Below are 26,136 nucleotides of genomic sequence, written 5' to 3'. Positions count from 1 at the left end.
GAGCGAAGCGAGGGAACCGATGACGCAGCCCGCCTTGGGCACGGCGGAGCCGAGCGCCAGCGAGGTGGAGATGACACAGCCCGCCTTGGGCACGGCGGAGCCGAGCGCCAGCGAGGTGGAGCCGTGACCAAGAACGACCGTCCCGCCGTCCCCGCACCCGATGCGCAGCTCGCCGCGGACCGGCTGGTGCTGGCGCGCGGCGTGTTCACCGGCCCGGCACCCAAGATCAGCGACGAGCTGTACGCGGTGGTCAGGGGCAAGGCGCAGCGCGAGCGGCTGACGATGCGGCTGGACAAGGGCGCCAGCGCGCACACCAACACCTACTTCGGCCGGTTCGCCGCCAGCTACTGGCAGCGCTGGACGACGGTGACCGAGGTCGAGGTCGGCGTGACGCTCGAGGTCGCCGGACGGGCGCACGTGCGCCTCGCGGCCTCCGACATCGCCGGGCATCGTCGCATCATCGACTCCGCCGAGCTGCGCGCCGACGGGCGCGTGGTGCTGCGCGCGCCGCTGGACCAGTACGTGGACGGCGGCGCGCTGTGGCTCGAATTCGACGCGGTCGGAGGCGAACTCGGCATCAGCGAGCTGGCCTGGACCGCGGCCGCGCCGGAACAGCTGCGGCCGTTGGCCATTGCGATCTGCACCTTCAACCGCGCCGAGGATTGCGCGAATACCGTTGCGGCGCTGGCCTCGGACCCGGTCGTGCTGGGCGCGATCGACGCGGTGTACGTGGTGGACCAGGGCAGCGACCTGGTCGAGAACCGGCCGCTGTACCGGGAAATCGCGCCGCGTTTCGCCGACAAGCTGCGGTACATCCGCCAGCCGAATCTCGGTGGCGCGGGCGGTTTCACGCGCGGGCTGTACGAGGTGACCGACGCCGAGACGCGGGTCGAGGGCGCCGAGCACGCCGACATCATCCTGATGGACGACGACATCCTGTGTGAGCCCGAGACGGTGCTGCGCCTGCGCGCCTTCGCCAATCTGACCGTCGAGCCGACGCTGGTGGGCGCGCAGATGCTGTTCCTGCTCAACCCCGACTACCTCAACGTCGGCGCCGAGGAGGTGCACCTGGGCGAGCTCAAGCACGGGCAGAAGGTGCCCAAGGCGCTGCGCAACACCAGCATGCTCAAGAAGAACCAGGAGCGCCGCGTCGACGCCGGCTACAACGCCTGGTGGACCTGCCTGATCCCGGCCGAGGTGGTGGCCCGGATCGGGCTGCCGCTGCCGATCTTCTTCCAGTGGGACGACGTCGAATACGGCGTGCGGGCCCGCGAGGCCGGATTCGTGACGGTGACGCTGCCCAATGCCGCGGTCTGGCACGCCGACTTCTACTGGAAGGACTACGACGACTGGGCGCGCTACTTCAGCATGCGCAATTCGCTCATCGTCGGGTCGATGCACACCGATCTGGATCCGAAAGCCATTACGCGCCAGCTGTTCCGCAATATCGCCGAACACCTGGTCGCGATGCAGTACGGCCTGGTGCACACCACGCTGCAGGGCATCGAGGACTTCCTGCGCGGGCCGAAGGTGTTGCAGGACGGTGGAATTGCCGCCCTGGCCGCAGCGCGCGGCGGGCGCGCGGACTATCCCGAGACGATCAAGCATCAGGCCGCGACGGCCCCGGTCCGGTCGGCCGACATCCAGGTGCGCCGCGACGTGGGCGATCCGAGCCGCCCGCTGCTGGTGCTGATCAAGCGGGCGGTGCAGCAGTGGACCGGGCGTACCCAGCCCGGCCTCAAGTCCATCACCCGCGAGGACGCGCACTGGTGGCACGTCGCGCTGTTCGACCATGTGATGGTGACCGACGCCTCCCAGTCCGGCGTGCGCATCCGCCGCCGCGACAAGGCCAAGGCGCGCGCGCTGCTGCTGCGCACCATCCTGGTGATGCGCCGGCTGCGGCGCGAGCTGCCCGAGCTCAGCCGCCAATACCGCGCCGCCGTACCGGAACTCATCGCCCGGGACAACTGGGAGCGCCTCTACAAGCAGTAGTTCGCCGCCGCCCGGATCCACGCGAGCCGCCGGTACCGCGATCCGTCGTCCGATCAACGAGTTCGCTCGGCGGTGGCCAGGATTCGGGCCCGAGTCGGTGGCGGCCGGACGGGAAGCCACCGCCGGGTGCCGACCTGGGTCGGTCACGGCGGCGGCGTCGGGCCTGCTAGCCCGCGGACGACCCCGTCGGGCGCGGCGGGGTGTTATCCACCTGCGCGCCCTGGTACTGGATTCCGATCCCCATCGTCGGGGTCGACGGTCCGGGCACCATCAGCGGGGGCTGAAACTCCACGGTGCCGTCCGGCTTGGTGATCGGCGGCTGCGCCCGCTGGGTGAGCGGCCCGGGCACGAGCGGGCAGTGGTATCCGATGGTCGCCGTCGTGTGCGGACGCACGTAGGCGACCCCCGAAACGCTCATGGCGCCCTGGGAACACGCGACGACTGCGTTCACCCTGTAGGTGTCCCGGTCGTTGTCGTTGCGACAGGTGAACCCGTCGCACGAGACCCCGGGCGCCAGCTGTTGCGGGGCGGCCGCGGCGAAGGGCGGCGTCGCGACGAGGATGGTCGCGAACGCCGCCGCCGCACCGAGACCGAATGTGACACTACGCATATCTGCCTTTCCTGGATGCCCGACCCGCATTCAGGATATCGGCGACCGGTCGGCCTCGAATTTCTCTTTTACAGGAACAGGTCCGTGGTGAGCGGGCCGTCGCCGGGGACGACACGGTATTTGTCGAGGTCGGTGATGCCGTGGGCGGCCATGACCTCGTCGTCTATGAAGAAGTTGCCGCTGGTGTCCTTCGCGGGGGAGGTCAGCACCAGGTAGGCGGCGTCGGCGTAGATGTCGGGGGTGCGGGAGGTCGAGACCATCTCCTCGCCGCCGAGCAGGTTGCGCACGGCCGCGGTGGCGATCGTGGTGCGCGGCCACAGCGAGTTCACCCCGATGCCGTACTTGCGCAGCTCCTCGGCCAAACCCAGTGTGGTCAGCGACATTCCGTACTTGGCGATGGTGTAGCCGAGCGAGGCGCCCGCCCACTTCGGGTCCAGGTTCAGCGGCGGGGACAGGGTCAGGATGTGCGGGTTGCGGCCCGCCTCGGCGCTGGCGCGCAGCGCCGGAATGCTCAGCTTGGACAGCAGGAAACTGCCGCGGCAGTTGATGTCCTGCATGAGGTCGTACTTCTTCATCGCCAGGGTCTCGGTGGGCGACAGGTCGATCGCCGAGGCGTTGTTGACCACGATGTCGATGCCGCCGAACCGCTCCACGGTCTCGGCCACCGCGCGCGCGACGCCCTCGTCGTCGCGGACGTCGCCGACGAACTTGTGCACGGTGCCGCCGGCCTGCTCGAGTTCCGTCGCGGCGGTATGGATGGTGCCCGGCAGCTTGGGATGCGGCTGATCGGTCTTGGCGATCAGGGTGATGTTCGCCCCGTCGGCGGCCGCGCGCCGGGCGATTTCCAGCCCGATTCCGCGGCTCCCGCCCGACATGATCATGGTCCGGCCCGCGAGCGGTTTACCTGCGTCTGTCATGCCACAGCTCCAATCTGTGTGCCCGCCCCGCATTCGATGATCGGTGAGACGGCGGGCGCCGGTGTCCGGATCTACCAATTCGAACGGTATTGGATACCGGGCTGGCTATGCAACCAGTTGCATAGAGAATCACAGTCGCCGGTGCACCGGCCGACGATGTTGGTATCCGCCCGCGGGCAGCGCGCACGCGCGCGCCCGGTGGATGGGTCGCGACATCAGAGCGCTGCGGTCCATGAGGAGCGCGCGGGCCGGGACCCAGCCGGTATCGAGCAGCCGTGTGTACCCAGCGGAAGCGGCCGGATTCCGGCCGTGCGGAGTGAAGGGGGTCGTTGTCGACCACGAGAGGAGTCGTCCTTTCGCCGGGCATCGGCCCGCGAAGGGGCTCAATGCACGTGGGAGAGAGGGGAGAGACATGCGGCGGCGCTGCCCGCGTATGCGGCGCGCTGTCCGGCCGCGACAATCCGGAAATTCACCTTCACGTTCTCCACCTCCTCGACCTTCCGACTGCCCGGCTGGCCGGGCGAACGACGCGAACTCTGTTGTCCCGCAGGACTGTTAACACTGTGACAGCCTGCCGCCGTACGCGGCAAACCATTTTCGGCGCGGGCTAGGAGCCGGCCACGACCACCAGCAGATTCAGCAGCACGAGCAGCCCGAGGATGCCCCAGCTGATGTAGAGGAACATCATGCCCGGCGTCTTCTGCGGCACCGGGCCGATCGCACCGCCGACGAACCACGTTGCGGGCGTGCGGTAGAAGACACGGGTGCTCTGCCCGTCGGCGACGGGCACGACGGCCTCCGCGGTTCCGAAGTCCCACAGCCACCTGGTCTTGACCTGCACGTGGTGCTGCCCGGCGCCGACGGGGATATGCGTGGCGCCCCACTTTGCATTCGGCACCTGCTGCCCGTTCACCAGGATGCGCGGCCCGGTCAGCGCGAGCATGAAGGCCATCGGCATGTAGCTGGTGTCCACCACGATGCCCGGCGGTCCCGGCTCGGGGCGGAACTGCACCGGCATCCCCTGCGGCGCACCGTAATTCGGTGCCCCATACGGATTCGGCTGGCCACCATAGGGATTCGCGGGCATACCGCCGAACTGCTGCGGCACACCGGGATTGGGGGCGCCGTAAGGAGGCTGCTGCGGCATGCCGGGATTGGAGGCGCCGTAAGGCTGTTGCGGCATGCCGGGCTGGCCGTAACCCGGCTGCCCGTAACCCGGCTGGGGTATGCCCGGCGAGGAAACGCCCTGTGGCTGCCCGTAACCGGGCTGCGGGATGCCGGGGGAGGACGGACCGTTCGGCTGCGGATAACCCGGCTGCGGAATGCCCGGGGCGGAGGGCCCGTTCGGCTGTGCGTATCCCGGCTGCGGCATGCTCGGCGCGGAGACGCCGTGCGGCTGCGCGCCGTAGGGGCCGTTTCCGTTGGGGGGCTGCGGCACACCGGGCTGCGGCTGCGGGCTGTTCGGCTGCCAGGGCTGGCCGTAGGGTGGTTGTCCGCCGTAGGGATTACTCACGACTCCACCTCGCTGGCGCTCGGCTCCGTCGAGAGCAATAGACGCTGTGTCGATGGTTCGCTCCGCTGCGCTTCACTCACGGCCATGCCTCCAAGAACGAGCTGATCTATCCGGGTTTGTGGAACTGCTCGCGCCGACCCAGGCGCCGCAGTCGCAGCCATTCTCGCAGACCCGCCGGATCCTTTTGCTGTACGAGGAAGAACCAGGAGAATCGGGCCCACTCCTGCGGCAGCAACTTACGCATACCCGGCTGTGACATCAGATAACCGCGGTTGCGATAGGTGAAATACCTTTTGACCGGATCGTCCGGATATTGGGTGTGCATGCGGCCGCCGAGAATCGGCTTGAATTCGGCGGATCCGTTGGGATGCAGATAGGCCGTGCGCAGGCAAGTGCCGAACGGCAGGCCCGAGCGCACGAGCCGCCGGTGCACCTCCACCTCGTCGCCGCGCACGAACAGGCGCAGATCCGGCACACCGATCACATCTACCGCGCGCCCGGAGATCAGTGCGCCGTTGAACAGCGAGGCGATGCCGGGCAGGAAATCCTCGTCCTGGCTGTCGGAATCGGAGTACAGCTCCGATCGCTTGCGCCGCCACACCACGCCGCGGCGCAGCGGGAACGCGAGCTGATCGGGATCCTCGATATCGCACACCACCGGGGACACCTCGGCCAGGCCGTGCTTGTCCGCGCAGTCGAGCAGGGTAGCCAGCACCTCGGGGCCCTCGGGGCGGCCATCGTCGTCGGCCAGCCACACCCAGTCCGCGCCGAGCGTCAGGGCGTGCAGCATGCCCAGCGCGAAACCGCCTGCGCCGCCGAGGTTGTGCTCCGATCCCAGGTAGGTCGATTCCACCGGCTGCGCCCGGACCAGCTCGCCCACCTCGGGCTCGTTGGCATTGTCGACCACGATCAGGTGATCGATCGGGTGCGTCTGCGCGGTGAGCACTTTCAGCGATTCCGCTAGCAATTCCCGGCGCTTGTGGGTGACAACCACCGCGACGATGCGGGACTGCGTCATGAGTGGTTGCTCTCCAGTTCCCGATCCAGTTCGAGCTCGCGCAGAATCTGCGCGACATGGTCGCCCGCCTCGGGCCCCTCGTAGGCGCGCACCACCTCTTCGATGCCGCCGCGCATCCGCATATTTCCGTGATCGATCCAGATCGCCGTGTCGCACAGCTGGGCCAGAAATTCGTTGGAATGGCTGCAGAACACCAGGATTCCCGAGCGGGCCACCAGATCGCGCAGGCGGGTTCGGGCCTTCTTCATGAACTCCGCGTCCACCGCGCCGATGCCCTCGTCCAGCAGCAGGATCTCCGGATCGATCGAGGTCACCACGCCCATCGCCAGCCGCACCCGCATACCGGTGGAGTAGGTGCGCAGCGGCATGTTCAGGTATTCGCCGAGCTCGGTGAAATCGGCGATCTCGTCCACCTTGGCCATCATCTGCTTGCGGGTCTGCCCCAGGAACAGCCCGCGGATGATGATGTTCTCGTAGCCGGAGATCTCCGGATCCATGCCGACGCCGAGATCGAATACCGGCGCGACCCGGCCGCGAATCCGCGCGCTGCCGCGCGTGGGCTCGTAGATGCCCGAAAGCAGCCGCAGCAGCGTGGATTTGCCCGCGCCGTTGTGCCCGACCAGGCCGACGCGGTCGCCCTCCTTGAAGGACAGGGTGATATCGCGCAGCGCCTCGACCACGACGACGTCGGACGTATTGCGCCCGATCGCACCGCCGGCCTTGCCCAGGAACGCCTTCTTCAGCGACCGGGATTTGGCGTCGAAGATCGGGAATTCGACCCAGGCGTCACGGGTCTCGATGCTCACATGGTCGGTCATATAGGCCTTTACACCCAGTAGGGCACGCGGGAACGGAACTTCTTCAATGCCAGTATCGCCACCGCCCAGCCGATCACGGTAATACCGGCGACCACCGCCCAGGACAGCAGATGGATCGGCTGCCCCAGCAGCGGCGCGCGAACGATCTCCAGGTAATGGAAGGTGGGCACCAGCTCGATCAGCCGTGCCTTGCCCCCGATGCCCCCGACCCGTTCGGTCAGCGACTGCGCATTCCACATGACCGGGGTGAGCACGAACAGCATGAGCGTCATGCTGTTCAGAATCTGCGCGATATCGCGGTAGCGAGTGCTCAGAATGCCGAATGCGATCGACACCCACGCGGCGTTGAGGAACAGCAGGACGATGCCTGGAATCGCCAGCAGCGCAGTCCAGCTCAGATGCCGCCAGACTCCGAATGCCGCCAGCAGAACCACATAGATGATCGCGTTGTGCGCGAAGAACAGGAACTGCCGCCACACCAGCCGGTAAATGTGGACGCTGAGCGCGGAGGGCAGCTGCTTGATCAGTCCCTCGTTGGCGATGAAGACCTGTGAACCCTCGAGAATGCTCGCATTGATCACATTCCAGACGATGAGGCCGATCGTCACGTACGGCAGCTGGAAACTGAGTGGCTGGTGTAGGAGCGCCGCGTAGAGCACGCCCATCGCCGCGGCCTGCACCCCCGTCGCAATGGTGATCCAGAACGGACCCAGCACCGAGCGGCGATACCGCTGCTTGATGTCCTGCCAGCCGAGCGACAGCCACAACTCACGCTGTGCGAATCCATCGCGCAGATCCTTGAACGCGCGGCGGAACGACTGCGAATCGGACACGATGGGTACCGAGGCGTCGGCCGGGCTCTGATCGGCGGTCACCGAATCGGCTGGGGCAGCAGCTGCGGGCACAGTGCTCGACTGTAGCCGAAGTCGCGACGGCCGAGTTCGGCGCACGCATTCATACCGTTCGGGACGGTTTTCGCCTACAGGTACTGCCCGCTGCTCCCGGCGCCGGGCTGCCCGCTTTCGCGCTGCCCGTGCAGCCCCGGCGGCAGCGCGTGACGCATCTGCTCGAGCTGGGCGCGCGCGGCCATCTGCTGGGCGAACAGTGCGGTCTGGATGCCGTGGAACAGGCCCTCGAGCCAGCCGACCAGCTGGGCCTGGGCGATGCGCAGCTCGGCATCGGACGGAATCGCGTCGTCGCTGAACGGTAGCGCCAGGCGCTCGAGTTCCTCGCGCAGCTCCGGCGCCAGGCCCTGCTCCAGCTCGCGGACCGAGGTCTTGTGGATCTCGCGCAGTCGGGTGCGGCTGGCATCGTCCAGCGGCGCGTGCCGGACCTCCTCGAGCAGCTGCTTGATCATGGTGCCGATGCGCATGACCTTGGCCGGCTGCTCGACCATATCGGCCAGCGACTCCTCCTTGGCGTCCTCGTCGCCGTCGCCGATCACCTGGCCGCCCAGCGCCGATTCCCCCAGGGAGCTGGCCGGTATAACCAGGGGCTGACCGTCAGGTCCGACTACCACGATGGACTCCGCTTCTCCGTCCGAGTGCGTCATGATCTCCATCATGTCGGGTTTGCGCGTACCGCGCTAAGCGGTGGTCCCCGACTCCGGTTTCCGGTTTGCTGAAAGTCGGACACAGTTACGCCACCTGGCTCCATGCCCTTAGAGTGGCCAGCATGACTTACGACGTCGCACGGGTTCGGGGCCTGATTCCGTCCCTGGGCGACGGCTGGATCCACCTCGACCCGCAGGCGGGCATGCTGGTACCGGACTCGGTATCGCGTGCGGTCTCGACGGGTTTCCGCACGTCGGCCTTTTCCCACACCAATCGGCACGCCGCCGCGCGGCGCAGTGGCGCCATCCTGGATGCCGCCCGCGAGGCGGTGGCGGATCTGGTCGGCGGCGATCCGGCGGGCGTCGTGCTCGGCCCGGATCGCGCGGTGCTGCTGGCCTGGCTGGCCGAGTCGCTGAGCTCCCGGCTGGGGCTCGGCACCGGGATCGTGCTGTCGCGCCTGGATGACGAAGCGAATGTCGCGCCGTGGCTGCGCATCGCGAACAGGTATGGGGCCCACGTGCGCTGGGCCGAGGTGGAGATCGAGACCTGCGAGATGCCGGCCTGGCAGTTCGAGGAGCTGATCGGGCCCACCGCGCGTCTGGTGGCCTTGACGGCCGCTTCGCCGATCGTCGGCTCCGCGCCCGCGGTCCGGGTGGCCGCCGATCGGGTGCACGAGGTGGGCGGGCTGCTGGTCGCCGACTGCTTCGGCGCCGCACCGTATGCCCTGATCGATATCGACGAGCTCAATGCCGATGTGATCGCCCTGTCCGCACCGGCGTGGGGCGGGCCGCAGATCGGTGCGCTGGTCTTTCGCGATCCCGCCTTCCTGGACCGGATTCCGTCGATGTCGCTGAATCCGTACGCCAAGGGTGCCGAGCGGCTGGAGGTCGGCGGGCATCAGTATGCGCTGCTGGCCGGGCTGTCCACCTCGATCGACTATCTGGCCGGGCTCGACGAGCAGGCCACCGGGACCCGCCGGGAGCGGCTCGAGGTGTCGGTCACCTCGCTGCAGGACTACCACGATCACCTGTTCGAGCACCTCATGGAGGTGCTCGACCGCGTCACGGACCTGACCGTCATCGGTCGCGCCTCCACGCGCATTCCGACGGTCAGCTTCACCATCGCCGGAATGCAGGCCGAGAAGGTGTCGGCCACGCTCGCCGACCACCGCATCGGCACCCTCTCGGGCGCGCACGGCGGCAGCCGCCTGCTCGACGCCCTGGGCGTCAACGACGAGGGCGGCGCGGTCACCATCGGATTGGCGCCGTACACAACCAAATTCGAGATCGATCAGCTCGGCCGGGTGCTGGCGTCCCTGGACTGAGCTCTGGTGAGCCGGCGGAGCTCAGCGGGACGGCAGGCGCGCTCAGGGCTCGCGGATCTTCAGGATCACCTTGCCGATCGTGCCGGCGGAATCCAGGAGCCGATGCGCGGCGGGCGCCTCGGTGGCGGGAATTTCGGCGCTCACCACGGGGATCACGGTCCCGTCGGCGATGGAGGGCCACAGCTGGCGGCGCAGCTCCGCGATGATCTCGGCCTTGCTCGACCGGCCGGTGTCGGGCCGGCGGCGCAGGTTTGTCGCGTGGATCGTGCCGCGCTTACCCAGCAGCGCGGCGATGTTCAGCTCGCCGCCGATCCCGCCCTGCATGCCGATGATGCACAGCTGTCCGTCGTCGGCCAGGGCCTCGACATTGCGGCCCAGATACGCCGCGCCCATATTGTCCAGAATGATGTCCGCGCCGCCGAATTCGCCGAGCGTGGCGACGAAATCCTCCTCGCGGTAGTTGATCAGGATGTTCGCGCCCAGCTCCTTGCAGCGGTCCAGTTTGCCCTGGGAACCGGCGGTCACCGCGACCCGCGCGCCCCGGCCGACCGCGACCTGAATCGCATGGGTGCCGATGCCGCTGCCGCCGCCGTGAATCAGCAGCAGCTGCCCCGCGTGCAATCCCGCCCGCATCACCAGGTTCGACCACACCGTCGCCGATACCTCCGGAAGCGCCGCGGCCGCGGCGAGATCCATGCCGTCGGGCACCGGCAGCAGGGCGGTGGCGGGGACCAGCACCTGTTCGGCGTAGCCGCCGCCGGACAGCAGCGCGCACACCCGATCCCCGGGCCGCCAATCTCGCACTCCCGCACCGACATCCGCGATCACGCCGGAACATTCGAGCCCGAGCAGCTCGCTGGCCCCCGGCGGCGGCGGATAGAACCCCTGCCGCTGCAGCAGATCCGCCCGGTTCACCCCCGCGGCGGCGACGTCGATCAGGACCTCACCCGGCCCGGGCGCGGGCAGATCCGGCACCTGCGCCCACCGCATCACGTCTGGTTCACCGAAGCCGTCGAGCGTCACCGCGTACATGGTGTAATTCTGGACCTCGCGCCGCCCGCGTGGTTCGTCCGGGCACATCCGGCGCGTTACGGCAGTGATTCTGCAATAGAGCGACAGGCTATTACTTCCGGATAATAGAATGCTCCGCATGGACACGGAGCCGAGCGATCGGACGGGAACGCAGGTGCGGTGGCTCGAGCCGGCGCAGCAGCAGGCCTGGCGCGCCTACATGGACGGCCACCAGCGGCTCCTGGCCGAGCTCAACCGCCAGCTCCAGCGCGACAGCGACCTGAGCCTCGCCGAATACCGCATCCTGGTCCTGCTCTCCGAGGCCCCCGATCACTCCCTGCGCATGAGCGACCTGGCCGACGGCGTCCTGGCGTCCAGGAGCCGCCTGACCCACCAGATCCGCCGCATGGAACTCCAGCGCATGGTCCGCCGCACCAGCTGCGAGGAGGACGGCCGAGGCGTCCGCGCCCACCTCACCGACGAGGGCATGCGCCGCCTGCGCGAGGCCGCCCCCGGCCACGTCGCCGAGGTCCGCCGAGACTTCGTCGACCTGCTTACTCCCGCCGAATTGACCATCATCGGTGAGGTTTTCGAGCGCATCGACAAAGAACTCGCGTCCCGGCCTCCGCGCTGAGAAGCTCGGGTGACAACCGGGCCGATTGTCGGCACCGCATTCTGTATGCCGGGTCGAGCCCGATAGGGACATGGCGAGAACAGGAGATGACAGTGCGGATTGCGCGAAAGATGTTCCGGTCGGCGGGGATGGCCGCGCTCGGCATCCTCATCGCGGCGGTGGCCATGGTGTCGGCCGCGCCCGCGCAGGCCGACCAACCCGCGTCGATGGTGGTCGGGCGCGGGCGGGTCGTAATTCACCTGCCCGCGCCGGTGCCCGGCGGTCCCGATCGATACGTATTCCTCGTCGACGGCGTCAATCAGTGCACACCGACCTGTGGCGGATTTCCCGTCGCGAAGTTCGTGCCGGGCGGGAAGTTCGTGCTGGGCCCCGCGGATCTGGGCTTCGGTGTGCCGGCGGGCCAGCACCGGATCGAGGTCCGCTTCCCCGGAAATCCGGACATGCTGGACCGCCAGGTCACCGTCCTACCGCCGAACCGACAGCAGGACACCATCGATAACTGGGTCCTGTGCTTTCATCTCCCGTTCCCGACCGATCCCACACTGCACTGCGCCATGTGACGGGTGGACCGCCGGGGGAGGAAACCGCCGCTGCGATGTTCTCGAACATAAGTTCGAACATACGTCGGTCCGCCCTGAGGGGTCTAGACTCGAACGAGGCAGCTGCTCTTGCGAACACTCACACAGAATCGACGCTGAGAGGGGCCTTCAGATGCAAAAACTCTCCGACCAGTTGCACGACTTGTCCATTCGGGCGAAGAAGACCGAAGACGTTATCGACGCCGCCGCAGCGAGAAACAAGAAGAAGCTGCAACAGCAGCGAGACGCGATGAAATCGGCCATGGAGTCTCGTCGTGCTAAGGCTGACCAGGCGGCCACGGAAGCACAGGCGGATGTGCAGTCGAAGACGCAGGAGCTGCGTACCGCGGTCGATAGTCACTTCGCTACTGTTCGCGCCAAGGCTGTAGAACACCGCGCTGAACGCGACCTCAAGGGTGCCGAGCGTTATGCCGAGCGCGCTGAGAAGGACGCCACGGTCGCCGTCGAATTCGCGCTCTACGCGCTCGATCAGGCCGACTATGCCATCGTCGAGGCTACCGTCGCGCGCGTGGACGCCGACGAGTTGGCAGCTCATAGCTAACCATGCGGTGACTCCTCGAGCGTGTCCGCGGCAGGCTCGTCGGAGAGCTTATTCGGCTTGCTTGCATACGCTCATCAGCGTACTGGCGGTGTCCCCGCAGATAGGTCGTCTATCCGCCCCTGACTGCTCTTCCCCCTCATCCTCATACCTGCCGCCCTGAGCGGAGTTCGGTCGTGTCAAGGATGCGCAGCACCGCGCAGCGGACACCGAAGGTGGTCCTTGACTCGGGCGAGTGGAGCGAGACGATGACGGCATGAGGAAGTGGGACCCCTGCACCGCGGTTCGGTAGACCGGACCACAAGCAGGCCGATCGCTGGTGCCGGCGGATCGGATGTGAGGTCGCGGGAGAGCAAGTCGGGTACGGCTCCGGGAACGACCACACTGCATCGTCGATGCAGAGATCAGGCAAAGAGACTGAGGTGGCGGTGCCGCCTCTTGATCCCGTATGGCTGAATTCGGCAGCAACTGCGTTGCAGACGCAGGGTGTGTATGCGGAGGTCGGGGACGGCGCTGCCGACGCAGTATGAGCACGGATCGGGTGCTTCCTGACCTCGGGCTGTGGAATCGGTTGCGTTCCAACCCCGTGGCCGACGCGATGGAAGTCGGCGCGCGGACTCTGCGGGCTGCGTGATCTTGATGACGGGTGGCAACGCCCTCCCACCTGCGGTGAGTGTGGGATTTGAACCCACGGTGGCGTGAACCACGACGGTTTTCAAGACCGTTCCCTTAGGCCGCTCGGGCAACTCACCCTGCCTCGGCGTCGCCGAGGCCATCCCAGAGTACTGGGCTCGGGGTGGGTTGCCGAATCGGCCGGGCGGGGGTGGGGTGGCGCCGGGCTTGCTGTACATGTGTGTGACGAATCACTTTTGTATCACTTTTGTGGCAAGTTGGGCATTTCGTGTGGTTAACGGGTTGGGTGGGTCTGGCACGATGACGGCCATGAGACGCCGCCGGATATGGCGTCGGGTAGCCGGCGCCCTTGCCAGTGTCGCACTGTTGCTCGGTGTGGCGACGTTCGTCGGTCCGCTCGCGGCGGGTGCGCCGCCGATCAATACGGGGTCGTCCGACGGACCCGAGCCGCAGGCGCCGGTCGACAATCCCCGCCCGACGGTGGCCTCGCTGGACCATATCGAGCGGATCACCGATCGCTGGCTGCGGCTGTTCGTGAAGTCGCCCGCGATGGGCCGCACCGTGCAGGTGCAGATCCTGCTTCCGGCGGATCGGAGTCAGCGGCGGCCCACGCTCTACATGCTCGACGGCCGCAGCGCGAGCAACAACTACAACAACTGGACCCAGCTCGGCGGCGCGGCGCGGTTCTTCGCCGACAAGGACGTCAACGTGGTGCTCACGGTCGGGGGCCCAGCCAGCTATTACACCGACTGGGTGCACCCGGATCCCGTGCTGGGCAACAACAAATGGGAGACCTTCCTCACCCGCGAGCTACCGCCGCTGATCGACGCGCAGTTCGGTGGCGACGGCCGCCAGGCCCTCGAGGGCGTGTCGATGGGTGCGGAGGCGGCCATGATGCTCGCTATGCGCAACCCGGGGGTGTACCGCGCGGTTGCCGCGCACAGCGGCTGCTATGCGATGGGCTCGGACCTCGGGCAGGCGCAGGCACGCGCCATCGTCCGCACCTACAACGGCGATCCGGACAATATGTTCGGCGATCAGAAGAATCCGGACTGGCTCGCCCATGACGTGATGACGCACGCGGACCGGCTGCGCGGCACCGCCCTGTTCCTGTCCGCGGGCAGCGGCCTGCCGGGCCCGTTCGACGGACCCGGCAATCCCGATGCCCGGACCTCGGTCCTGTTCGGTGGCCCGCTCGAAGCCGGTACCTATGCGTGCACCCTGGCGATGGCGGATCGGTTGTCGCGCATGCAGATTCCCGCGACGGTGGACCTGGAGCCGGTCGGCACCCATTCCTGGCCGTACTGGCGGCAGGAGGTGCCGCGGGCCTGGCCCACACTGGCCCGCGCGCTCGGAACCCGCTGAGGCGCGGCGATTCTCAGGCCAGGAAGCGGCCGGTGATTTCCGGATCGGTCGCGAACGCCAGGAACAGATCGTTCTCGTGCGGATCGCCCGCGGTGACCCGCACGCCGTCGGACCCGTAGGGGCGCAACAGGACCCCGGCCTCCGCGCTGGCCTCGGCGAATTCGCCACTGCGCGAACCGAGTTCCAGCCACAGGAAATTCGTCTCGCTGGGCACGACCCGATATCCGGCCGCCAGCAGCGCGGTGCGCATCCGATCACGTTCGGCCACCGTGCGATCGGTGCGGTCGAGCAGTTCCTCCCGGGCCTCGAGCGAGGCCATCGCGGCGGCCTGCGCCAGGCGGTTCACGCTGAAGGGGATGTGCACCTTGAGCAGTGCGGTGATGACCTCCGGATCGCCGACGGCATAGCCCACCCGCAGTCCGGCCAGGCCGTATGCCTTCGAGAAGGTGCGCAGCACAAGCACATTCGGCCGATCGCGGCGGATCTCCACCCCGTCGGGACGGTCCGCCAGCCGCACGTACTCGTAGTACGCCTCGTCCAGCACCACCAGGATGTGCTCGGGCACCGCGTCCAGGAACCGGACCACCTCGGCGCGGCCGACCGCGGTGCCGGTCGGGTTGTTCGGATTGCAGACGAAGATCAGCCGGGTGTGCTCGGTGATCGCGGCGGCCATCGCGTCGAAGTCGTGGGCCAGACCCTCGGTCAGCGGCACCTGCACCGCGCGCGCATTGCCCACCTGGGTGACGATCGGATACGCCTCGAACGAACGCCACGCGAACATCACCTCGTCGGTCGGTGCGTCGCAGGTGATCTGAACCAACTCCTGGCACAGCGCGACACTGCCGCAGCCGACCGCGATGTTCGCCACCTCGACACCGTGGAATTCCGCGATGGCCGCGCGAAGTTCGCTGGATTGATTGTCGGGGTACCGGTTGGCGAGTTCGGCGGCCTCGGCGATGACCTTGGCGACCGTAGGCAGCGGGCCGTGGGTGGTCTCGTTGCTGGCCAGTTTTACCGCCCCGGGATGGCTGCGGCCGGGGGTGTAGGCGGGGATGGACTCGAGGTCCGGACGGATGCGAGCGGTCACTCCACCACAGTAGCCGTGCCCATTGCTTGCGATCGCGGAGTGGATGTGGCCGGAAATTTTCTGTCCGAACCTCACCCTCGGGATATATCTCCCGAAAGATTTGCAGGCGAACTATCCTTATTTCATGTCGGTCAGCTATCGGGACGACGCGCCGCTGGGCGCGGACGATCCTACGCCGGCACCGGATCGGCCCGCGGCGAGCGCCGCGCGAGTGCCCCTGCGGGTGATCGAACCCGACGGCAGTGCGCGCGGCGGAATCATCGTGCTCCACGAATCCCGCGAGTTTGCCGAGGAATTGCTTCAGCTGATGGCGTCGTTGTCCGGCGAGGGGTGGATCGTGGTGGCGCCCAACCTCTTCCACCGCGGCGACGTGGCCGAAGGAGAGGGCGTGTTCGGTCCCGACCTGTTCGACGACTTCGACGCGAGCTTCGACTGGCTGGTCGAGCGCGGCGTCTTCCCCGACTGCACCGGGGTGCTCGGATTCGACAGCGCCGGCACCGCGGCGTTCCAGGTCGCGACCAACCGCCCGGTCGGCGCCGCGGTCAGCGTCGCCGCCCCCGGCATCACCGAACCGATCACCGTCCGGGCGGTCGCGCTGATCGAGGCCGCGCCGCGGCTGCGCGCCCCCTGGCTGGGCCTGTACAGCGCCGACGATCCGGCCACCCCCGCCGATCAGGTCGAGCAGCTGCGCGACGCGGCCGCGGCCGCCGCGGTGGCGACCCTGGTGGTCAGCTACCCGGGCCTGCGGCATCGCCCGGACCGCCCAGGCTTCGACAACGATGATGACGCCGACGCGGACGCTCTGATCGACGCACAGACCAGAATCTTCGATTGGTTCGATGCGCACCTGCGCTGACCAGTCGTTTTGCGTCCTGAGCGGTTGCTCTGTACTCTTTCTTCTCGGCGGTTCGAAAGGACCGAGCCCTCGAAGAGAAGGCTCCAGGAGGCGTGCCAGAGCGGCCGAATGGGACTCACTGCTAATGAGTTGTCCCTTCACGGGGACCGGAGGTTCAAATCCTCTCGCCTCCGCCACGCCCGGTTCGCCGGGCGCCACAACTGAATATGACGCACTGAGCATCTGACTACCGATCAGAAGGTTGGAAGTTCGAGTTTCAGTGATCTTGCGCCCGTAGCTCAACGGATAGAGCATCTGACTACGGATCAGAAGGTTGGGAGTTCGAGTCTCTCCGGGCGCGCTTTGTACCAGCGGAAACAGTTTTCGGCCAACCAGCTGAAACCCCTCGTTCCCCGCTTTTGTCCCGCTGTTCATGCAGCGTCTCCTACGAACTTGTCGAGTGCGGGCGTGGAGTCCGGCGCCTGCTGCTTCCTCGCGATGTAGTACGCCTCGGAGTCGTATTCCTCCGCGATGAGGGTTGCTACCGTGGCGCGGAACGTCTTTGGCACGACGTGAGCGAACGTCTCACCGCGAGCGCTGCGCCAGGACCGTCGGAAGTTGTTCTGATTTCGCCAGTTCCCGTTGCCAGGATCGCGCTGTGGCGCACCGCGAGATCCATCATTCCGGACATGATGATCCTGTGAAACTTCGCCTCACCGGACCAACATCACCAGCAGCATCCATTCGGTGGTGGCGGCCCCCATCCGGTGGTCCGCGCGAGCGCAAATCACGATGTTCGCGCGAAACACTCACTGCGACAAGGTCATTCCTGCCTCACCGAGACTGCGGAATCGACGGCAGTGCCACCATGGCCACCGAATGTGCAGCAGAGCCTGGGATCTTGTGGGCGGTGGCGGGTGGCCCTTTCCCGGCTGATGCGGCTGCTCGTATCGCCGCGGACCGAAACATCGTCTACGCCATGGGCCTGCGCTGCCCGTGCGCGCCCTCGCCGAACTGCTGCATGGTGCGGGCGCGGTCCGGGTGATGGAGCCCGGCATCGACACCGAGTGGGTCTCGTTCGTGACCTACACCAGCGTCCGCGACCCCATCAACCCGCCCGCCGCCGTCCCCGGATTCCGTCAAACGGGGGACGCTACTTCAGCACCGGCGAACGCGACTTCGTCGCCGTCTACGGTCGTTAGGCTTGGACGACTTCGTAGCTGTAGAAGACCAGGCCCTCACCCATCTTTCGGGTGTCGACCAGGTGCAGCGGCTTCTTGTCGCTGATCTCGTCGAACAGGCGCAGGCCCGATCCCACGACGACCGGGAACACGACCAGCCGCAGTTCGTCGAGCAGGTTATGTTCTATCAGTGTGCGCGCGAGCTGATAGCTGGCGTAGATCAGGATTTCCCCGTCCACTTTCCGCTTCAGTTCCGAAACCTCCTTCACCGCATCGCCGCCCAGGACCGAGACGTTGCTCCACCGAGGGTCTTCGATCGTCGACGACACGACGTACTTGGGCATGCTTCTCACCCTGTTCGCCCACTCGGGGCTCACGCGGCCTTCTGCCAAATTCTGCTCAGTCATCCGGTCCGCGAACCACGCATTGGTCCGCCCGCCCAGCAGCAGCACCTCGGCGTCGAGGGCTTCCTGCGTCTCGCGGGCGGTCCAGTCTTCGAGGTCCTTGGCCCCCACGAACTGGTGGAACCAGCCGCCCTGTGCGAAGCCTTCCGCGCCGTCCGGGTCCTGGACCACTCCGTCGAGCGTGACGTTCGAGGTGAGGATGATCTTTCCCATTTCCGTGCTCCTTTGATGATGTTGTCGGCTGTCACTGGTGTAGACGCCGCCGCATCGGAAAACGGGGCGGTCGGGTGACCGCCCCGTTCGCGCCTCGCCAGACGTCCATACGGGATGGAATGCACACAAGGAGTGAGGTGGCGAGCGTGGGGTTGGACGCTCTGCAGGACACGATGCTCGCCGCGTGGCGAGGTCTCGAAGGATTCGACGGGCGCGCTTCGGTTCGTACCTGGCTCTATCGCATCGCCACCAACCGGTGCCTCGACGCGCTGCGCTCTGCTCGCTGAGGTCCGGCAAAGCAGTGGGATTACCCGGGAATCGAACCACCCGAACCCACCGCGCTCGGCGAAATCCACTGGCTCGAGCCCTATCCCGACGCCCTTTTGGACGGTGCGATCAGTGTGCCGCTCGGGCCGGAGGCGCGTTACGAGCAAACCGTCAATCGCTCCCGGGCGCACAGTAGAACGCCTTCGAGCCATGCCACGGACGACCGGCAACACTGCCCTGACCTGCGGTCGCGCCATATCCGCCCGATTTCGCGGCGCAGGCCGCCCAGTTTTACCGGCGCGGGGGATCTGTATCGGTGACGAGTCATCCGGCTGCACGCGCCGCCGTCATCAACCGATAGGAGTTTTGTATGACCCCCGCATCTCTGACGTTCGTGCTGATCCATGGAGCATTCCAGACCGGCGCGATATGGGAGCAAACTGCCGGCGTGCTACGCGCCGACGGACACACCGTGCACACCCCGACCCTGGCCGGGCACCGTCCGGGCGATCCGATGACACTGACCCATGCCGACGCCGTCGCCTCCCTGACCGCATACCTTCACGACCACGACCTGTCCGACGTTGTCCTGGTCGGCCACTCGATCGGGGGCGCCTACATCGCCCAGACGGCCGTGCAGGCGCTGCCGCGGATCAAGCGATTGGTGTTCTTGAGCGCGTTCGTCCCCGCCGTGGGCCACGCCCTGGCTGACGAATTCCCACCGGCAGACGCCGCTTTCTTCGACATGACCGATCCGGCTCAGGGCTTCCTCCTGCCGTTCCCGGTGATCCGCGAACGTGCGTGCAACGATATGGATTCCGCTGCCGCGACAGCGATCTACGCCCAGATGTCGCCCATTCCGGTCAGATATTTCACGGACAAACTCGACCTCGAGACGTTTCACGAGCTGGTTGGGTCCGGAGGACTGCAAGCCAGTTACGTGAATCCGATCAGCGACTTCGCGCTGCCGCCCGGCGAATACGCCTCCTTCCCGCGGTTCGCCCAGCGATTGGGTCCACTTGCCCGGATCCTGCAGATTCCGGGCTCCCACTACGTGATGTTCAGCCGACCCGCAGAGCTGGCCGATACCCTCGTCTCGGCAGGCCGCGACTGAGGCTCGATACCCGGACCGAATCCGTCGCCGACCGCTGCGCCGCACTGGGCGGTCCGCCGACTCGAAACGAGGACGATGCGGTGACAGCAGAGTTGATCGCCAGGTGCCGGGCCGGTGACGCCGAGGCGTTCGGCGAGCTCGTGGCACCCTTCCGCCGGGAACTGATGGTGCATTGCTACCGGTTCCTCGGTTCGATGCACGACGCCGAGGACGCCCTGCAGGAGACCTTGCTGGACGCCTGGAAGGGACTCGGCGCGTTCGAGGCGCGGTCCTCGGTCCGCACTTGGCTCTACCGCGTCGCGACGAACCGCTGCCTCAAAATGTTGAGGACGGCCGACAGGAGGCCTCGAATGGCGATTCCCGGTGCAGGCCCGGCCAGGTTCGATCTGCCCGAGCCGTCCGCCCACGGCGAGGTGGTGTGGCTCGAGCCGTATCCCGACGTCCTGCTCGAGGGCCTCGGTGACCCCGCTCCCGGCCCCGAAGCACGCTACGAGTCCACACAGGCGATATCCCTAGCCTTCGTGACCGCCGTCCAGTATCTGCCGCCACGTCAGCGCGCCGTGCTGATCCTGCGCGACGTGCTGGGCTACCGCGCCGCCGATGTCGCTGAATTCCTCGACACCACAGAGGAATCGGTCACCAGCGCCCTCAAACGCGCCCGCGCCGGCATGCAGCAGCGGGCACCCGGACTCGGCGCACAGCAACCGCCGCCGCCGCCCGACTCACCAGCCGAGCGGCGGCTCGTCGACCGGCTCACCCGGGCCTTCGAATCCTGCGACGTCGACGGCGTCGTCGCCTTACTCGCCGACGACGTCCGACTGACGATGCCACCGCTGCCGGTCGAATACCTCGGGCGCGAGGCGGTCACCCGCTTCCAGGCCGCCGTTTTCGCCCAAGCCCCAAGCTATCGTCTGGTCGCGACGCGAGCCAACGGCCAACCCGCCTTCGGCGTTTACCTCCTGGACTCGGGCACGTCCCTCTGGCACGCGACGGGTCTGATGGTCCTCACCCTCGCCGCCGACCACATCACCGCCTTGACCCGGTTCGACAACAGCATCCTGGCCCGATTCGGCCTTCCCCGCACACTCCCTGGACAAGCACCCGGATGCGCATGATGGCCAGCCCGGCGCAGTAGCACCGCCCAGTTCTGCCCAAGCGTGGGATCTGAACAAATGACGGCGCACTCCGCAGGCACCGAACCATCCAGACGAGATCGAAGGAGCCGACAATGGCCAAGTTCGTGTTCACCTACCGGATGCCACCAGAATTCACGCCCGGCAAGCCCGAAACTCTCTCGGCGTGGGCTGCCTGGTTCGGCGGCCTGGGAGAGCAGGTGATCGATCAGGGACTGCCGACACATGGAACAACCGCCGTAGGCGAGTGCGGGGCGGGCAGCTCGCCCAGCGGCTATTCGGTCGTGGAAGCCGAGAATCTCGATGCGGCGGTCGCGATCGCCGAGAGCTGCCCGGCATTGGCCGAGGGCGGCGGAGTCGAGGTCGGCACAGCGGTGGAGATCGACACGGCCGCAGCACCGGCCGGTGGTGCCGCATGACTACCGACACCGCATCCAGCACACCAGAAGGTTCCACCACGCAGGCAAGCGCTACGCGGAAAGTGATCGAGTACGTCCTGGTTTCGGCGGACGGCGTCTACGAAGACCCGGTAGGGATGATGAGGGTCGGCGAATACCAGGACGAGGCATATTTGCGCGACGGCTTGGGCTTACTGACGGCATGCGACGCGATCCTGTTCGGCCGTCACACCTATGAGGCGTTCGCCAAGCTCTACGGCAGCGGCACCCACAAGCCGATGTGGGCCGACCGGCTCAACACGATCCCGAAATATGTATTCAGCTCCACGCTGGAACACGCCGACTGGGGCAACACGACCATCGTTCGAGGCGACGTCGTCGCCGAGGTGACCCGGCTCAGACAGCAGGCAGGAGGGAACCTGCTGATCCTGGGCCACGGCCGACTCGGGGAGACGCTGTTGCGGGAGCGCCTGATCGATGTCATCGACATGACCGTCTACCCGCTACTGCTGGGACGCGGCAAGCAGTACTTCCAAGAAGGTCAACACGCCAAACTGAAGCTCACAGCCGTGAAGACCTTTTCGAAGGTCGTGAAACTGACCTACGAGACGACGAGCTGATATCCGCCCCCCGTCGCCGCGCCACCGACGACGGGGGCCCGGCATGTGGGGTCCAGTCGAACGGAACTGGCGCTAGCGAGTGTCATTGATCGAAATGCGTTGCTGTGAAGGTTGATTCGCTGGATTAGTGGGTGTTGGCGCCCGTGGGATCCAAGTCCGCGAATCGGAGTCCGACCCCACCGAGCGGATCAGCGGATGTCGATCGTGCCCGAGCAGATGGCCGGAGGTAGCGGGGCCGGTCCGGTGTTGACGACCGACAGATCGAGCCGCACGGGTCCGGGGCCGGTGGCGATGTTTGCGAAGTAGACGCCAGTCGGGTCGCCGAGCGAGACCCTGCCGTAGCCAGTCACGGTGCCAGACGCTCTGGTGGCCAGGTTGGTCCAGGTGAGAGTGGGATGGGTGCCATAGCCCCAGACACTGATTCCCGGATTGACGGTGAACGATGCTACTCCCGGTCGGGCGCTACCGCCGGACCAGTAGATTGTGCTCGTGTAGGGGAAGTCGACGATGTTGGGGCTGAGCCCCGAGCAGTGAATGTCGACCGGACCACCCCAGTACTCCGCCGCGTTGGCCGTTCACGCGCCCGACAGGGCCGTGCCCGCAAGCATCGCGGTGCCCACCGCGAGTGCGGCGACGAGCTTGTTCGCATACGTTCGTTGCAGTTGCATGTGGTCTCACTTCTGGCTGTCCCGCAACGGGTTCGAACGCCTCACGAAGGGCCGACTGCGGCACCGCGGCCGTACCGGCGTCTCGGGCGTCCGGTGCGGCTCGGCGACTCGTGCCCGAGGGCCCGGGATTACTCGCCGCCGGGCACGGTGACGGGCTGGTCCCAGTCGATCTCGTAGTAGTGCGTGTGGCGGAACATCTGCTCCGGGTCGGGGAGGGCAGGCTTGCCCGTCGCGGCGCCTTCGGCCTTGGCCTTGTTCGCACCGCGGGCGCCGGCGGCGATCGCCTCCACCCTGGGGCGGCGAAGCTGCTCGTAGGCGGCGAAAGCCTCGGGGATGGACAGGTCGCGCAGGCAGCGGGCGAGTTCGACGGCACTCTCGATGGCCAGCGAGGCACCCTGTCCGGAGCTGGAGGAGGGCGCGTGAGCCGAATCGCCGACCAGCACGACGCGGCCGCGGTGCCAGGTCGGTACGGACGGCATCAGTTCCATCGGGCCGACAACCGTCAGGTCCTCGGGTGCGGTGTGCGCGAGCAGGGTCTCGCCAGGCAGGTGGCCGGCGTACAGCTCGCGCAGCTGACTCAGCCATGCGGCGCGGGTGGTCTCGTGGGTTTCGGCACTGGTCAGCCGCTCGGGACGCGCGAGACTGGCGAACCAGGCAACGTTTCCCTCGGGGTTCCCGGGGTCCGGGTCGTCCTGGCCACCGCGACCGACGCCGAGCAGCGCAGCGGCCGGAACATGGTAGTAGCCGAGGAAGGTCTGCCCGAATGCGAAGTACATCATCTCGTGCTTGGTCTGCACATCGCTGCCGCGGGCGATGCCGCCGAAGCTGAGTACACCGCCGTACTCCGGCCCGGGGGCGTCGGCGTCGATGAGCGTGCGCACGGTGGAACGAATGCCGTCGGCACCGATCAGGATGTCGGCCGTGGCAGTGCTGCCGTCGGCGAACGTGGCGGTCACCGCGTCCTCGGTCTGGGCGATTGAGACGAGTTTCTTGTTGTACTCGAAGCGAATTCCGCTCGCTGCCGCGTGATCGGCAAGGGCTCGGAACAGCTCGGCGCGCGCCATAACCTTCGTGCCCGGCAGATCCGGGAAGCCGGCGAACTCGGTGAAGATGTTGCCGCTGGCATCGCCGAAGGTCTGCCCCGGAATCTCGATCCCGAGCGAGTCGAGGACGTGCTCGCAGTCGATGGCGGCCAGCGCACGCTGTCCGTTCGGCGCCAGGCTCAGGCCCGCGCCGACACCGTCGGCGGCGACCGGGTAGCGCTCATAGACGGTCGCGTCGATGCCGGCCTTGCGCAATGCCAGCGCGATCACCGATCCCGCTACGCCGCCGCCGATCACCAAGGCCGTTGTTGCCGTATTCATTTCGTTCTCCTATCCGGTTGCTCCGCGTAGGGAAATAGTAACTACATAACTAGTATCTTTGCAACTAGTCATTCGGATACTGGTCTTGCCGAATCGGCCGGAGGCCGGTGCGGCCGCAACCTCTGTGCGGATCGCCCTCACGCCGGCGGTGGAACTCGTTGCTGACTACTCGGGGCGACCGGTGTCCGTCGGTGTGGGCGCTGCGGGCGCCGACCGGGTCGGCGGTGCCCTTGCAAACGACTGCAGTAGTTTTGCTAACTATCCGAAATGGATGGATTAATCGTTCTCAACGCCAATTAAGCTGCAGTACATCGCCAATAATGCAGCCATAATCTTGATTAGCTTTGAATTTGCTGATGGCGGGGTGAATTGTCTACTCTTGCTGGCGTCCGGTCGGATCATCAAAGAAGGATGTCGACAGTGAGCAGTGTTGCCCGGAAGCGGGTCGTGGTCATCGGGGCTGGATTCGGGGGGTTGGCGATGGGATCCGCGCTACGCCGGGCGGGCGTCGAGGACTTCGTCATCGTCGACAAGGGGGAGGAGGTCGGCGGGGTGTGGCGGGACAACACCTATCCGGGTTGCTCGTGTGACATTCCGTCGCACCTGTATTCGCTGTCGGCGCGCCCGTACCGCAGCGTGCGGACCCGGTACCCGCAGCAGGACGAGATCCTCGGCTATCTGCGCGATTTCGTTGTGGCAGAGGGTCTTCGCCCGCATCTGCGCCTGGGTGTCGCCGCGCGGGAGGCTCGCTACGACGAGTCCGGCACCTGGACCCTCACCTTCGGCGACGGTGTCGAATTGCACTCGGACGCGGTCATTTTCGCGGTCGGACAGCTGCATCGTCCGTACCTGCCGGACATTCCGGGCCGGGAAGTGTTCACCGGTGCGTCCTTCCATTCCGCGCGCTGGGACCATTCGGCGTCGTTGCGTGGCCGTGCGGTGGCGGTGGTCGGGACCGGATCCAGTGGTACCCAACTGATCCCGCACGTCGCCGCGGTCGCGGAGCGGGTCGCGGTCTACCAGCGAACGCCGCACTGGGTGCTGCCCAAGCCCCGGGCGGACTTCGGTCCCGTGTCCAGCCGGGCCCTGGCGATACCGGGAATGCACGCGCTGTACCGCAAGGCGTTGTATTACGGGGCGGATCTGACGCTCACCCCGCTACTTCGGGCGGGTTTGCCGGCCGACCTCGCCGAAACGGTCGCCCGGGTCCATCTGCGCCGGCAGGTGCCCGATCCGGGGCTGCGCATGGCGCTCACCCCCGGCTATCCGATCGGCGCGAAGCGAATCCTGTTCGACAGCAGCATCTTCCATGCGTTGCAACAGGAGAACGTTGAACTGGTGACCGATCCGATCCGGCAGATCACGGCCGATGGAATCGAAGCCGCCGACGGGCGGCATCGCCACCACGAGGTCATCGTATTCGCGACCGGATTCCGTGCCTCGGAGTTCCTCGCCCCGATCACCGTCCACGGTCGCGGCGGCGCTTTGCTGGGCGAGCGGTGGACCGACGGGGCGGACGCATTTCTCGGATTGGCGGTGCCGAAGTTTCCGAATATGTTCCTCATCGCCGGCCCGAACACATTCCTGAGCACGGGCTCGAACCCGGGGATGAAGGAGCGTCAGATCCGGTACATCATGAAATGCCTGCGCTGGCAGGACGAGTCCGGATTGCCGGCGATCGAGGTGAATCCCGCGGCCGCCGCCCGGTACCGGCAATGGCTGCACCGAGAACTCGCCTCGACCGTTCTGGGTGCAGAGGTGCCCAGCTGGTACAAGGACGCCACCGGTGCGATCACCAATCCGTGGCCGGCCTCGGCGCGGAAATTCGCCCGGATGACCACCGCCCACCCTGTCCAATCATTCCATGCGGTCGAGGTCAGCGCCCACGGTGCCGTGTGTTGATCGTGTCCCGCTACTCGACAGGCGCGTCCGCCAGCTGCCGTATCCGCTGCATCTCGAGCATGGTGAATCGGCCCATCCGCTGTACGGTCGCCTCTCCGACGCCGCACCGTATCGCATTGGCCCCGGCTTCGAGCTTGTGACGCATCGCCTCGCGGTAGTCGGGATCGTCGCCCGAGGTCATCTCGATGGTCATCATGCACGACGCGAGAACTCGTAAGGCCTCGGACCGCTGCATGATCCAATCCCTTTCATTGTGAGAAAGCCCGGTCTCAGGTCGGGGCGGAACCATCTGCGCGATCCCCTCGATTCGGTCACCGACCGTTTCGTCCTGTCGCTGGAGAGCCTATCCTCGACCCGGTGTCCTGTGTAGGCCAGGCGGAGGAGCCCTTGTGATCCGGCACGGCAGGCTCCTTCAATCTTGTACC

General features: G+C 66.9%; 28 protein-coding genes and 3 tRNA genes. 15 read left to right on the top strand and 16 right to left on the bottom strand.

Features of this window, described 5'->3' with window-relative positions; genetic code table 11:
• The first annotated feature begins 123 nt into the window (after positions 1 to 123).
• The gene (locus ABH933_RS05585; protein WP_429418175.1) at positions 124 to 1,992 is read left to right on the top strand and encodes a glycosyltransferase; all 1,869 of its coding nucleotides are present in this window, start codon (positions 124 to 126) and stop codon (positions 1,990 to 1,992) included.
• Between the two features lie 166 nt (positions 1,993 to 2,158).
• Here the strand turns inward: ABH933_RS05585 and ABH933_RS05580 are convergent, their stop codons facing one another.
• From ABH933_RS05580 to ABH933_RS05550, 7 genes are all read right to left on the bottom strand, one after another.
• A complete protein-coding gene (locus tag ABH933_RS05580) occupies positions 2,159 to 2,602 on the bottom strand; it encodes a hypothetical protein (protein ID WP_429418173.1) in 444 nt (147 codons plus the stop codon).
• A gap of 68 nt (positions 2,603 to 2,670) precedes the next feature.
• Positions 2,671 to 3,519, bottom strand: coding sequence for an SDR family oxidoreductase (locus tag ABH933_RS05575; protein ID WP_429418171.1), 849 nt, complete (start codon positions 3,517 to 3,519; stop codon positions 2,671 to 2,673).
• Between the two features lie 607 nt (positions 3,520 to 4,126).
• On the bottom strand, positions 4,127 to 5,032 hold the full coding sequence (locus ABH933_RS05570; RefSeq protein WP_429418169.1) for a hypothetical protein: 906 nt from the start codon (positions 5,030 to 5,032) through the stop codon (positions 4,127 to 4,129).
• A 106-nt stretch (positions 5,033 to 5,138) separates the two neighbouring features.
• A complete protein-coding gene (gene glfT1, locus ABH933_RS05565) occupies positions 5,139 to 6,050 on the bottom strand; it encodes a galactofuranosyltransferase GlfT1 (RefSeq protein ID WP_215915149.1) in 912 nt (303 codons plus the stop codon).
• Positions 6,047 to 6,868, bottom strand: a complete 822-nt coding sequence (wzt, locus tag ABH933_RS05560) for a galactan export ABC transporter ATP-binding subunit Wzt/RfbE (RefSeq protein ID WP_429418166.1) — start codon at positions 6,866 to 6,868, stop codon at positions 6,047 to 6,049. Before wzt ends, glfT1 begins: the two co-directional genes overlap by 4 nt.
• A gap of 8 nt (positions 6,869 to 6,876) precedes the next feature.
• The gene (wzm, locus tag ABH933_RS05555; RefSeq protein ID WP_429419180.1) at positions 6,877 to 7,743 is read right to left on the bottom strand and encodes a galactan export ABC transporter permease subunit Wzm/RfbD; all 867 of its coding nucleotides are present in this window, start codon (positions 7,741 to 7,743) and stop codon (positions 6,877 to 6,879) included.
• Between the two features lie 104 nt (positions 7,744 to 7,847).
• Positions 7,848 to 8,420, bottom strand: coding sequence for a bacterial proteasome activator family protein (locus ABH933_RS05550; protein WP_429418164.1), 573 nt, complete (start codon positions 8,418 to 8,420; stop codon positions 7,848 to 7,850).
• Between the two features lie 122 nt (positions 8,421 to 8,542).
• Between ABH933_RS05550 and ABH933_RS05545 the strand changes: the two genes are divergently transcribed.
• Positions 8,543 to 9,745, top strand: a complete 1,203-nt coding sequence (locus ABH933_RS05545; RefSeq protein WP_429418162.1) for a cysteine desulfurase-like protein — start codon at positions 8,543 to 8,545, stop codon at positions 9,743 to 9,745.
• A 42-nt stretch (positions 9,746 to 9,787) separates the two neighbouring features.
• Here the strand turns inward: ABH933_RS05545 and ABH933_RS05540 are convergent, their stop codons facing one another.
• Positions 9,788 to 10,777, bottom strand: a complete 990-nt coding sequence (locus ABH933_RS05540; RefSeq protein WP_215915153.1) for an NAD(P)H-quinone oxidoreductase — start codon at positions 10,775 to 10,777, stop codon at positions 9,788 to 9,790.
• 118 nt (positions 10,778 to 10,895) lie between these two features.
• On the opposite strand from ABH933_RS05540, the gene ABH933_RS05535 reads away from it, so the two are divergent.
• The 3 genes from ABH933_RS05535 (at position 10,896) to ABH933_RS05525 (ending at position 12,530) form a co-directional block, all read left to right on the top strand.
• Positions 10,896 to 11,390 (top strand): MarR family winged helix-turn-helix transcriptional regulator, encoded by a 495-nt coding sequence (locus ABH933_RS05535; protein WP_429418160.1) that lies wholly within the window; start codon positions 10,896 to 10,898, stop codon positions 11,388 to 11,390.
• A gap of 92 nt (positions 11,391 to 11,482) precedes the next feature.
• Positions 11,483 to 11,950 (top strand): hypothetical protein, encoded by a 468-nt coding sequence (locus ABH933_RS05530; RefSeq protein ID WP_429418158.1) that lies wholly within the window; start codon positions 11,483 to 11,485, stop codon positions 11,948 to 11,950.
• Positions 11,951 to 12,101: 151 nt separating this feature from the next.
• Positions 12,102 to 12,530, top strand: coding sequence for a hypothetical protein (locus ABH933_RS05525; protein ID WP_429418157.1), 429 nt, complete (start codon positions 12,102 to 12,104; stop codon positions 12,528 to 12,530).
• 664 nt (positions 12,531 to 13,194) lie between these two features.
• On the opposite strand, the gene ABH933_RS05520 is transcribed toward ABH933_RS05525, so the two are convergent.
• Positions 13,195 to 13,279 (bottom strand) — tRNA-Ser (locus ABH933_RS05520).
• 190 nt (positions 13,280 to 13,469) lie between these two features.
• On the opposite strand from ABH933_RS05520, the gene ABH933_RS05515 reads away from it, so the two are divergent.
• Positions 13,470 to 14,525: an alpha/beta hydrolase gene (locus ABH933_RS05515; RefSeq protein ID WP_429418155.1), complete on the top strand. Its 1,056-nt coding sequence runs from the start codon at positions 13,470 to 13,472 to the stop codon at positions 14,523 to 14,525.
• Positions 14,526 to 14,538: 13 nt separating this feature from the next.
• Here ABH933_RS05515 and hisC read toward each other — a convergent pair whose 3' ends face one another.
• Complete coding sequence (gene hisC, locus ABH933_RS05510; protein ID WP_429418153.1) at positions 14,539 to 15,612, bottom strand: histidinol-phosphate transaminase; 1,074 nt, start codon at positions 15,610 to 15,612, stop codon at positions 14,539 to 14,541.
• A 124-nt stretch (positions 15,613 to 15,736) separates the two neighbouring features.
• Between hisC and ABH933_RS05505 the strand changes: the two genes are divergently transcribed.
• The 3 genes from ABH933_RS05505 (at position 15,737) to ABH933_RS05495 (ending at position 16,808) form a co-directional block, all read left to right on the top strand.
• On the top strand, positions 15,737 to 16,468 hold the full coding sequence (locus ABH933_RS05505; RefSeq protein ID WP_429418151.1) for a dienelactone hydrolase family protein: 732 nt from the start codon (positions 15,737 to 15,739) through the stop codon (positions 16,466 to 16,468).
• 86 nt (positions 16,469 to 16,554) lie between these two features.
• Positions 16,555 to 16,644 (top strand) — tRNA-Ser (locus tag ABH933_RS05500).
• 91 nt (positions 16,645 to 16,735) lie between these two features.
• Positions 16,736 to 16,808, top strand: a tRNA-Arg gene (locus tag ABH933_RS05495).
• A 70-nt stretch (positions 16,809 to 16,878) separates the two neighbouring features.
• On the opposite strand, the gene ABH933_RS05490 is transcribed toward ABH933_RS05495, so the two are convergent.
• From ABH933_RS05490 to ABH933_RS05480, 3 genes are all read right to left on the bottom strand, one after another.
• On the bottom strand, positions 16,879 to 17,016 hold the full coding sequence (locus ABH933_RS05490; protein WP_429418149.1) for a hypothetical protein: 138 nt from the start codon (positions 17,014 to 17,016) through the stop codon (positions 16,879 to 16,881).
• Between the two features lie 403 nt (positions 17,017 to 17,419).
• On the bottom strand, positions 17,420 to 17,590 hold the full coding sequence (locus tag ABH933_RS05485; RefSeq protein ID WP_429418147.1) for a hypothetical protein: 171 nt from the start codon (positions 17,588 to 17,590) through the stop codon (positions 17,420 to 17,422).
• 55 nt (positions 17,591 to 17,645) lie between these two features.
• Entirely contained in the window at positions 17,646 to 18,245 is a 600-nt protein-coding gene (locus tag ABH933_RS05480) for a dihydrofolate reductase family protein (protein ID WP_429418145.1), read from the bottom strand.
• 146 nt (positions 18,246 to 18,391) lie between these two features.
• On the opposite strand from ABH933_RS05480, the gene ABH933_RS05475 reads away from it, so the two are divergent.
• From ABH933_RS05475 to ABH933_RS05455, 5 genes are all read left to right on the top strand, one after another.
• The gene (locus ABH933_RS05475; protein ID WP_429418143.1) at positions 18,392 to 18,532 is read left to right on the top strand and encodes a sigma factor; all 141 of its coding nucleotides are present in this window, start codon (positions 18,392 to 18,394) and stop codon (positions 18,530 to 18,532) included.
• Between the two features lie 350 nt (positions 18,533 to 18,882).
• Entirely contained in the window at positions 18,883 to 19,626 is a 744-nt protein-coding gene (locus ABH933_RS05470) for an alpha/beta fold hydrolase (protein ID WP_429418141.1), read from the top strand.
• Between the two features lie 80 nt (positions 19,627 to 19,706).
• A complete protein-coding gene (locus ABH933_RS05465; protein WP_429418139.1) occupies positions 19,707 to 20,741 on the top strand; it encodes a sigma-70 family RNA polymerase sigma factor in 1,035 nt (344 codons plus the stop codon).
• A gap of 113 nt (positions 20,742 to 20,854) precedes the next feature.
• Entirely contained in the window at positions 20,855 to 21,178 is a 324-nt protein-coding gene (locus ABH933_RS05460; protein ID WP_429418137.1) for a hypothetical protein, read from the top strand.
• Entirely contained in the window at positions 21,175 to 21,777 is a 603-nt protein-coding gene (locus ABH933_RS05455) for a dihydrofolate reductase family protein (RefSeq protein ID WP_429418135.1), read from the top strand. Before ABH933_RS05460 ends, ABH933_RS05455 begins: the two co-directional genes overlap by 4 nt.
• Before the next feature lie 188 nt (positions 21,778 to 21,965).
• On the opposite strand, the gene ABH933_RS05450 is transcribed toward ABH933_RS05455, so the two are convergent.
• The gene (locus tag ABH933_RS05450; RefSeq protein WP_429418134.1) at positions 21,966 to 22,127 is read right to left on the bottom strand and encodes a hypothetical protein; all 162 of its coding nucleotides are present in this window, start codon (positions 22,125 to 22,127) and stop codon (positions 21,966 to 21,968) included.
• A 446-nt stretch (positions 22,128 to 22,573) separates the two neighbouring features.
• Positions 22,574 to 23,809, bottom strand: coding sequence for an FAD-dependent oxidoreductase (locus ABH933_RS05445; RefSeq protein WP_429418132.1), 1,236 nt, complete (start codon positions 23,807 to 23,809; stop codon positions 22,574 to 22,576).
• Between the two features lie 420 nt (positions 23,810 to 24,229).
• Here ABH933_RS05445 and ABH933_RS05440 point away from each other — a divergent pair, with 420 nt between their 5' ends.
• Entirely contained in the window at positions 24,230 to 25,711 is a 1,482-nt protein-coding gene (locus ABH933_RS05440; RefSeq protein ID WP_429418130.1) for a flavin-containing monooxygenase, read from the top strand.
• Between the two features lie 10 nt (positions 25,712 to 25,721).
• Here ABH933_RS05440 and ABH933_RS05435 read toward each other — a convergent pair whose 3' ends face one another.
• On the bottom strand, positions 25,722 to 25,946 hold the full coding sequence (locus ABH933_RS05435) for a hypothetical protein (protein WP_429418128.1): 225 nt from the start codon (positions 25,944 to 25,946) through the stop codon (positions 25,722 to 25,724).
• Positions 25,947 to 26,136: the final 190 nt, after the last annotated feature.

Source organism: Nocardia sp. GP40, assembly GCF_050434125.1.
GTDB classification, from domain to species: domain Bacteria; phylum Actinomycetota; class Actinomycetes; order Mycobacteriales; family Mycobacteriaceae; genus Nocardia; species Nocardia albiluteola.
Note: the sequence above shows the minus strand (reverse complement) of the source record. Positions and strands in the feature narration are given on the sequence as shown.

Coding starts and splice junctions, on each gene's coding strand:
- ABH933_RS05505 (WP_429418151.1), top strand. CDS start 15,737: ATGTCGGTCAGCTATCGGGACGACGCGCCGCTGGGCGCGGACGATCCT.
- ABH933_RS05580 (WP_429418173.1), bottom strand. CDS start 2,602: ATGCGTAGTGTCACATTCGGTCTCGGTGCGGCGGCGGCGTTCGCGACC.
- ABH933_RS05575 (WP_429418171.1), bottom strand. CDS start 3,519: ATGACAGACGCAGGTAAACCGCTCGCGGGCCGGACCATGATCATGTCG.
- ABH933_RS05455 (WP_429418135.1), top strand. CDS start 21,175: ATGACTACCGACACCGCATCCAGCACACCAGAAGGTTCCACCACGCAG.
- ABH933_RS05460 (WP_429418137.1), top strand. CDS start 20,855: ATGGCCAAGTTCGTGTTCACCTACCGGATGCCACCAGAATTCACGCCC.
- wzt (WP_429418166.1), bottom strand. CDS start 6,868: ATGACCGACCATGTGAGCATCGAGACCCGTGACGCCTGGGTCGAATTC.
- ABH933_RS05470 (WP_429418141.1), top strand. CDS start 18,883: ATGACCCCCGCATCTCTGACGTTCGTGCTGATCCATGGAGCATTCCAG.
- ABH933_RS05445 (WP_429418132.1), bottom strand. CDS start 23,809: ATGAATACGGCAACAACGGCCTTGGTGATCGGCGGCGGCGTAGCGGGA.
- ABH933_RS05540 (WP_215915153.1), bottom strand. CDS start 10,777: ATGTACGCGGTGACGCTCGACGGCTTCGGTGAACCAGACGTGATGCGG.
- ABH933_RS05515 (WP_429418155.1), top strand. CDS start 13,470: ATGAGACGCCGCCGGATATGGCGTCGGGTAGCCGGCGCCCTTGCCAGT.
- ABH933_RS05545 (WP_429418162.1), top strand. CDS start 8,543: ATGACTTACGACGTCGCACGGGTTCGGGGCCTGATTCCGTCCCTGGGC.
- ABH933_RS05480 (WP_429418145.1), bottom strand. CDS start 18,245: ATGGGAAAGATCATCCTCACCTCGAACGTCACGCTCGACGGAGTGGTC.
- glfT1 (WP_215915149.1), bottom strand. CDS start 6,050: ATGACGCAGTCCCGCATCGTCGCGGTGGTTGTCACCCACAAGCGCCGG.
- ABH933_RS05550 (WP_429418164.1), bottom strand. CDS start 8,420: ATGACGCACTCGGACGGAGAAGCGGAGTCCATCGTGGTAGTCGGACCT.
- ABH933_RS05535 (WP_429418160.1), top strand. CDS start 10,896: ATGGACACGGAGCCGAGCGATCGGACGGGAACGCAGGTGCGGTGGCTC.
- ABH933_RS05525 (WP_429418157.1), top strand. CDS start 12,102: ATGCAAAAACTCTCCGACCAGTTGCACGACTTGTCCATTCGGGCGAAG.
- ABH933_RS05435 (WP_429418128.1), bottom strand. CDS start 25,946: ATGCAGCGGTCCGAGGCCTTACGAGTTCTCGCGTCGTGCATGATGACC.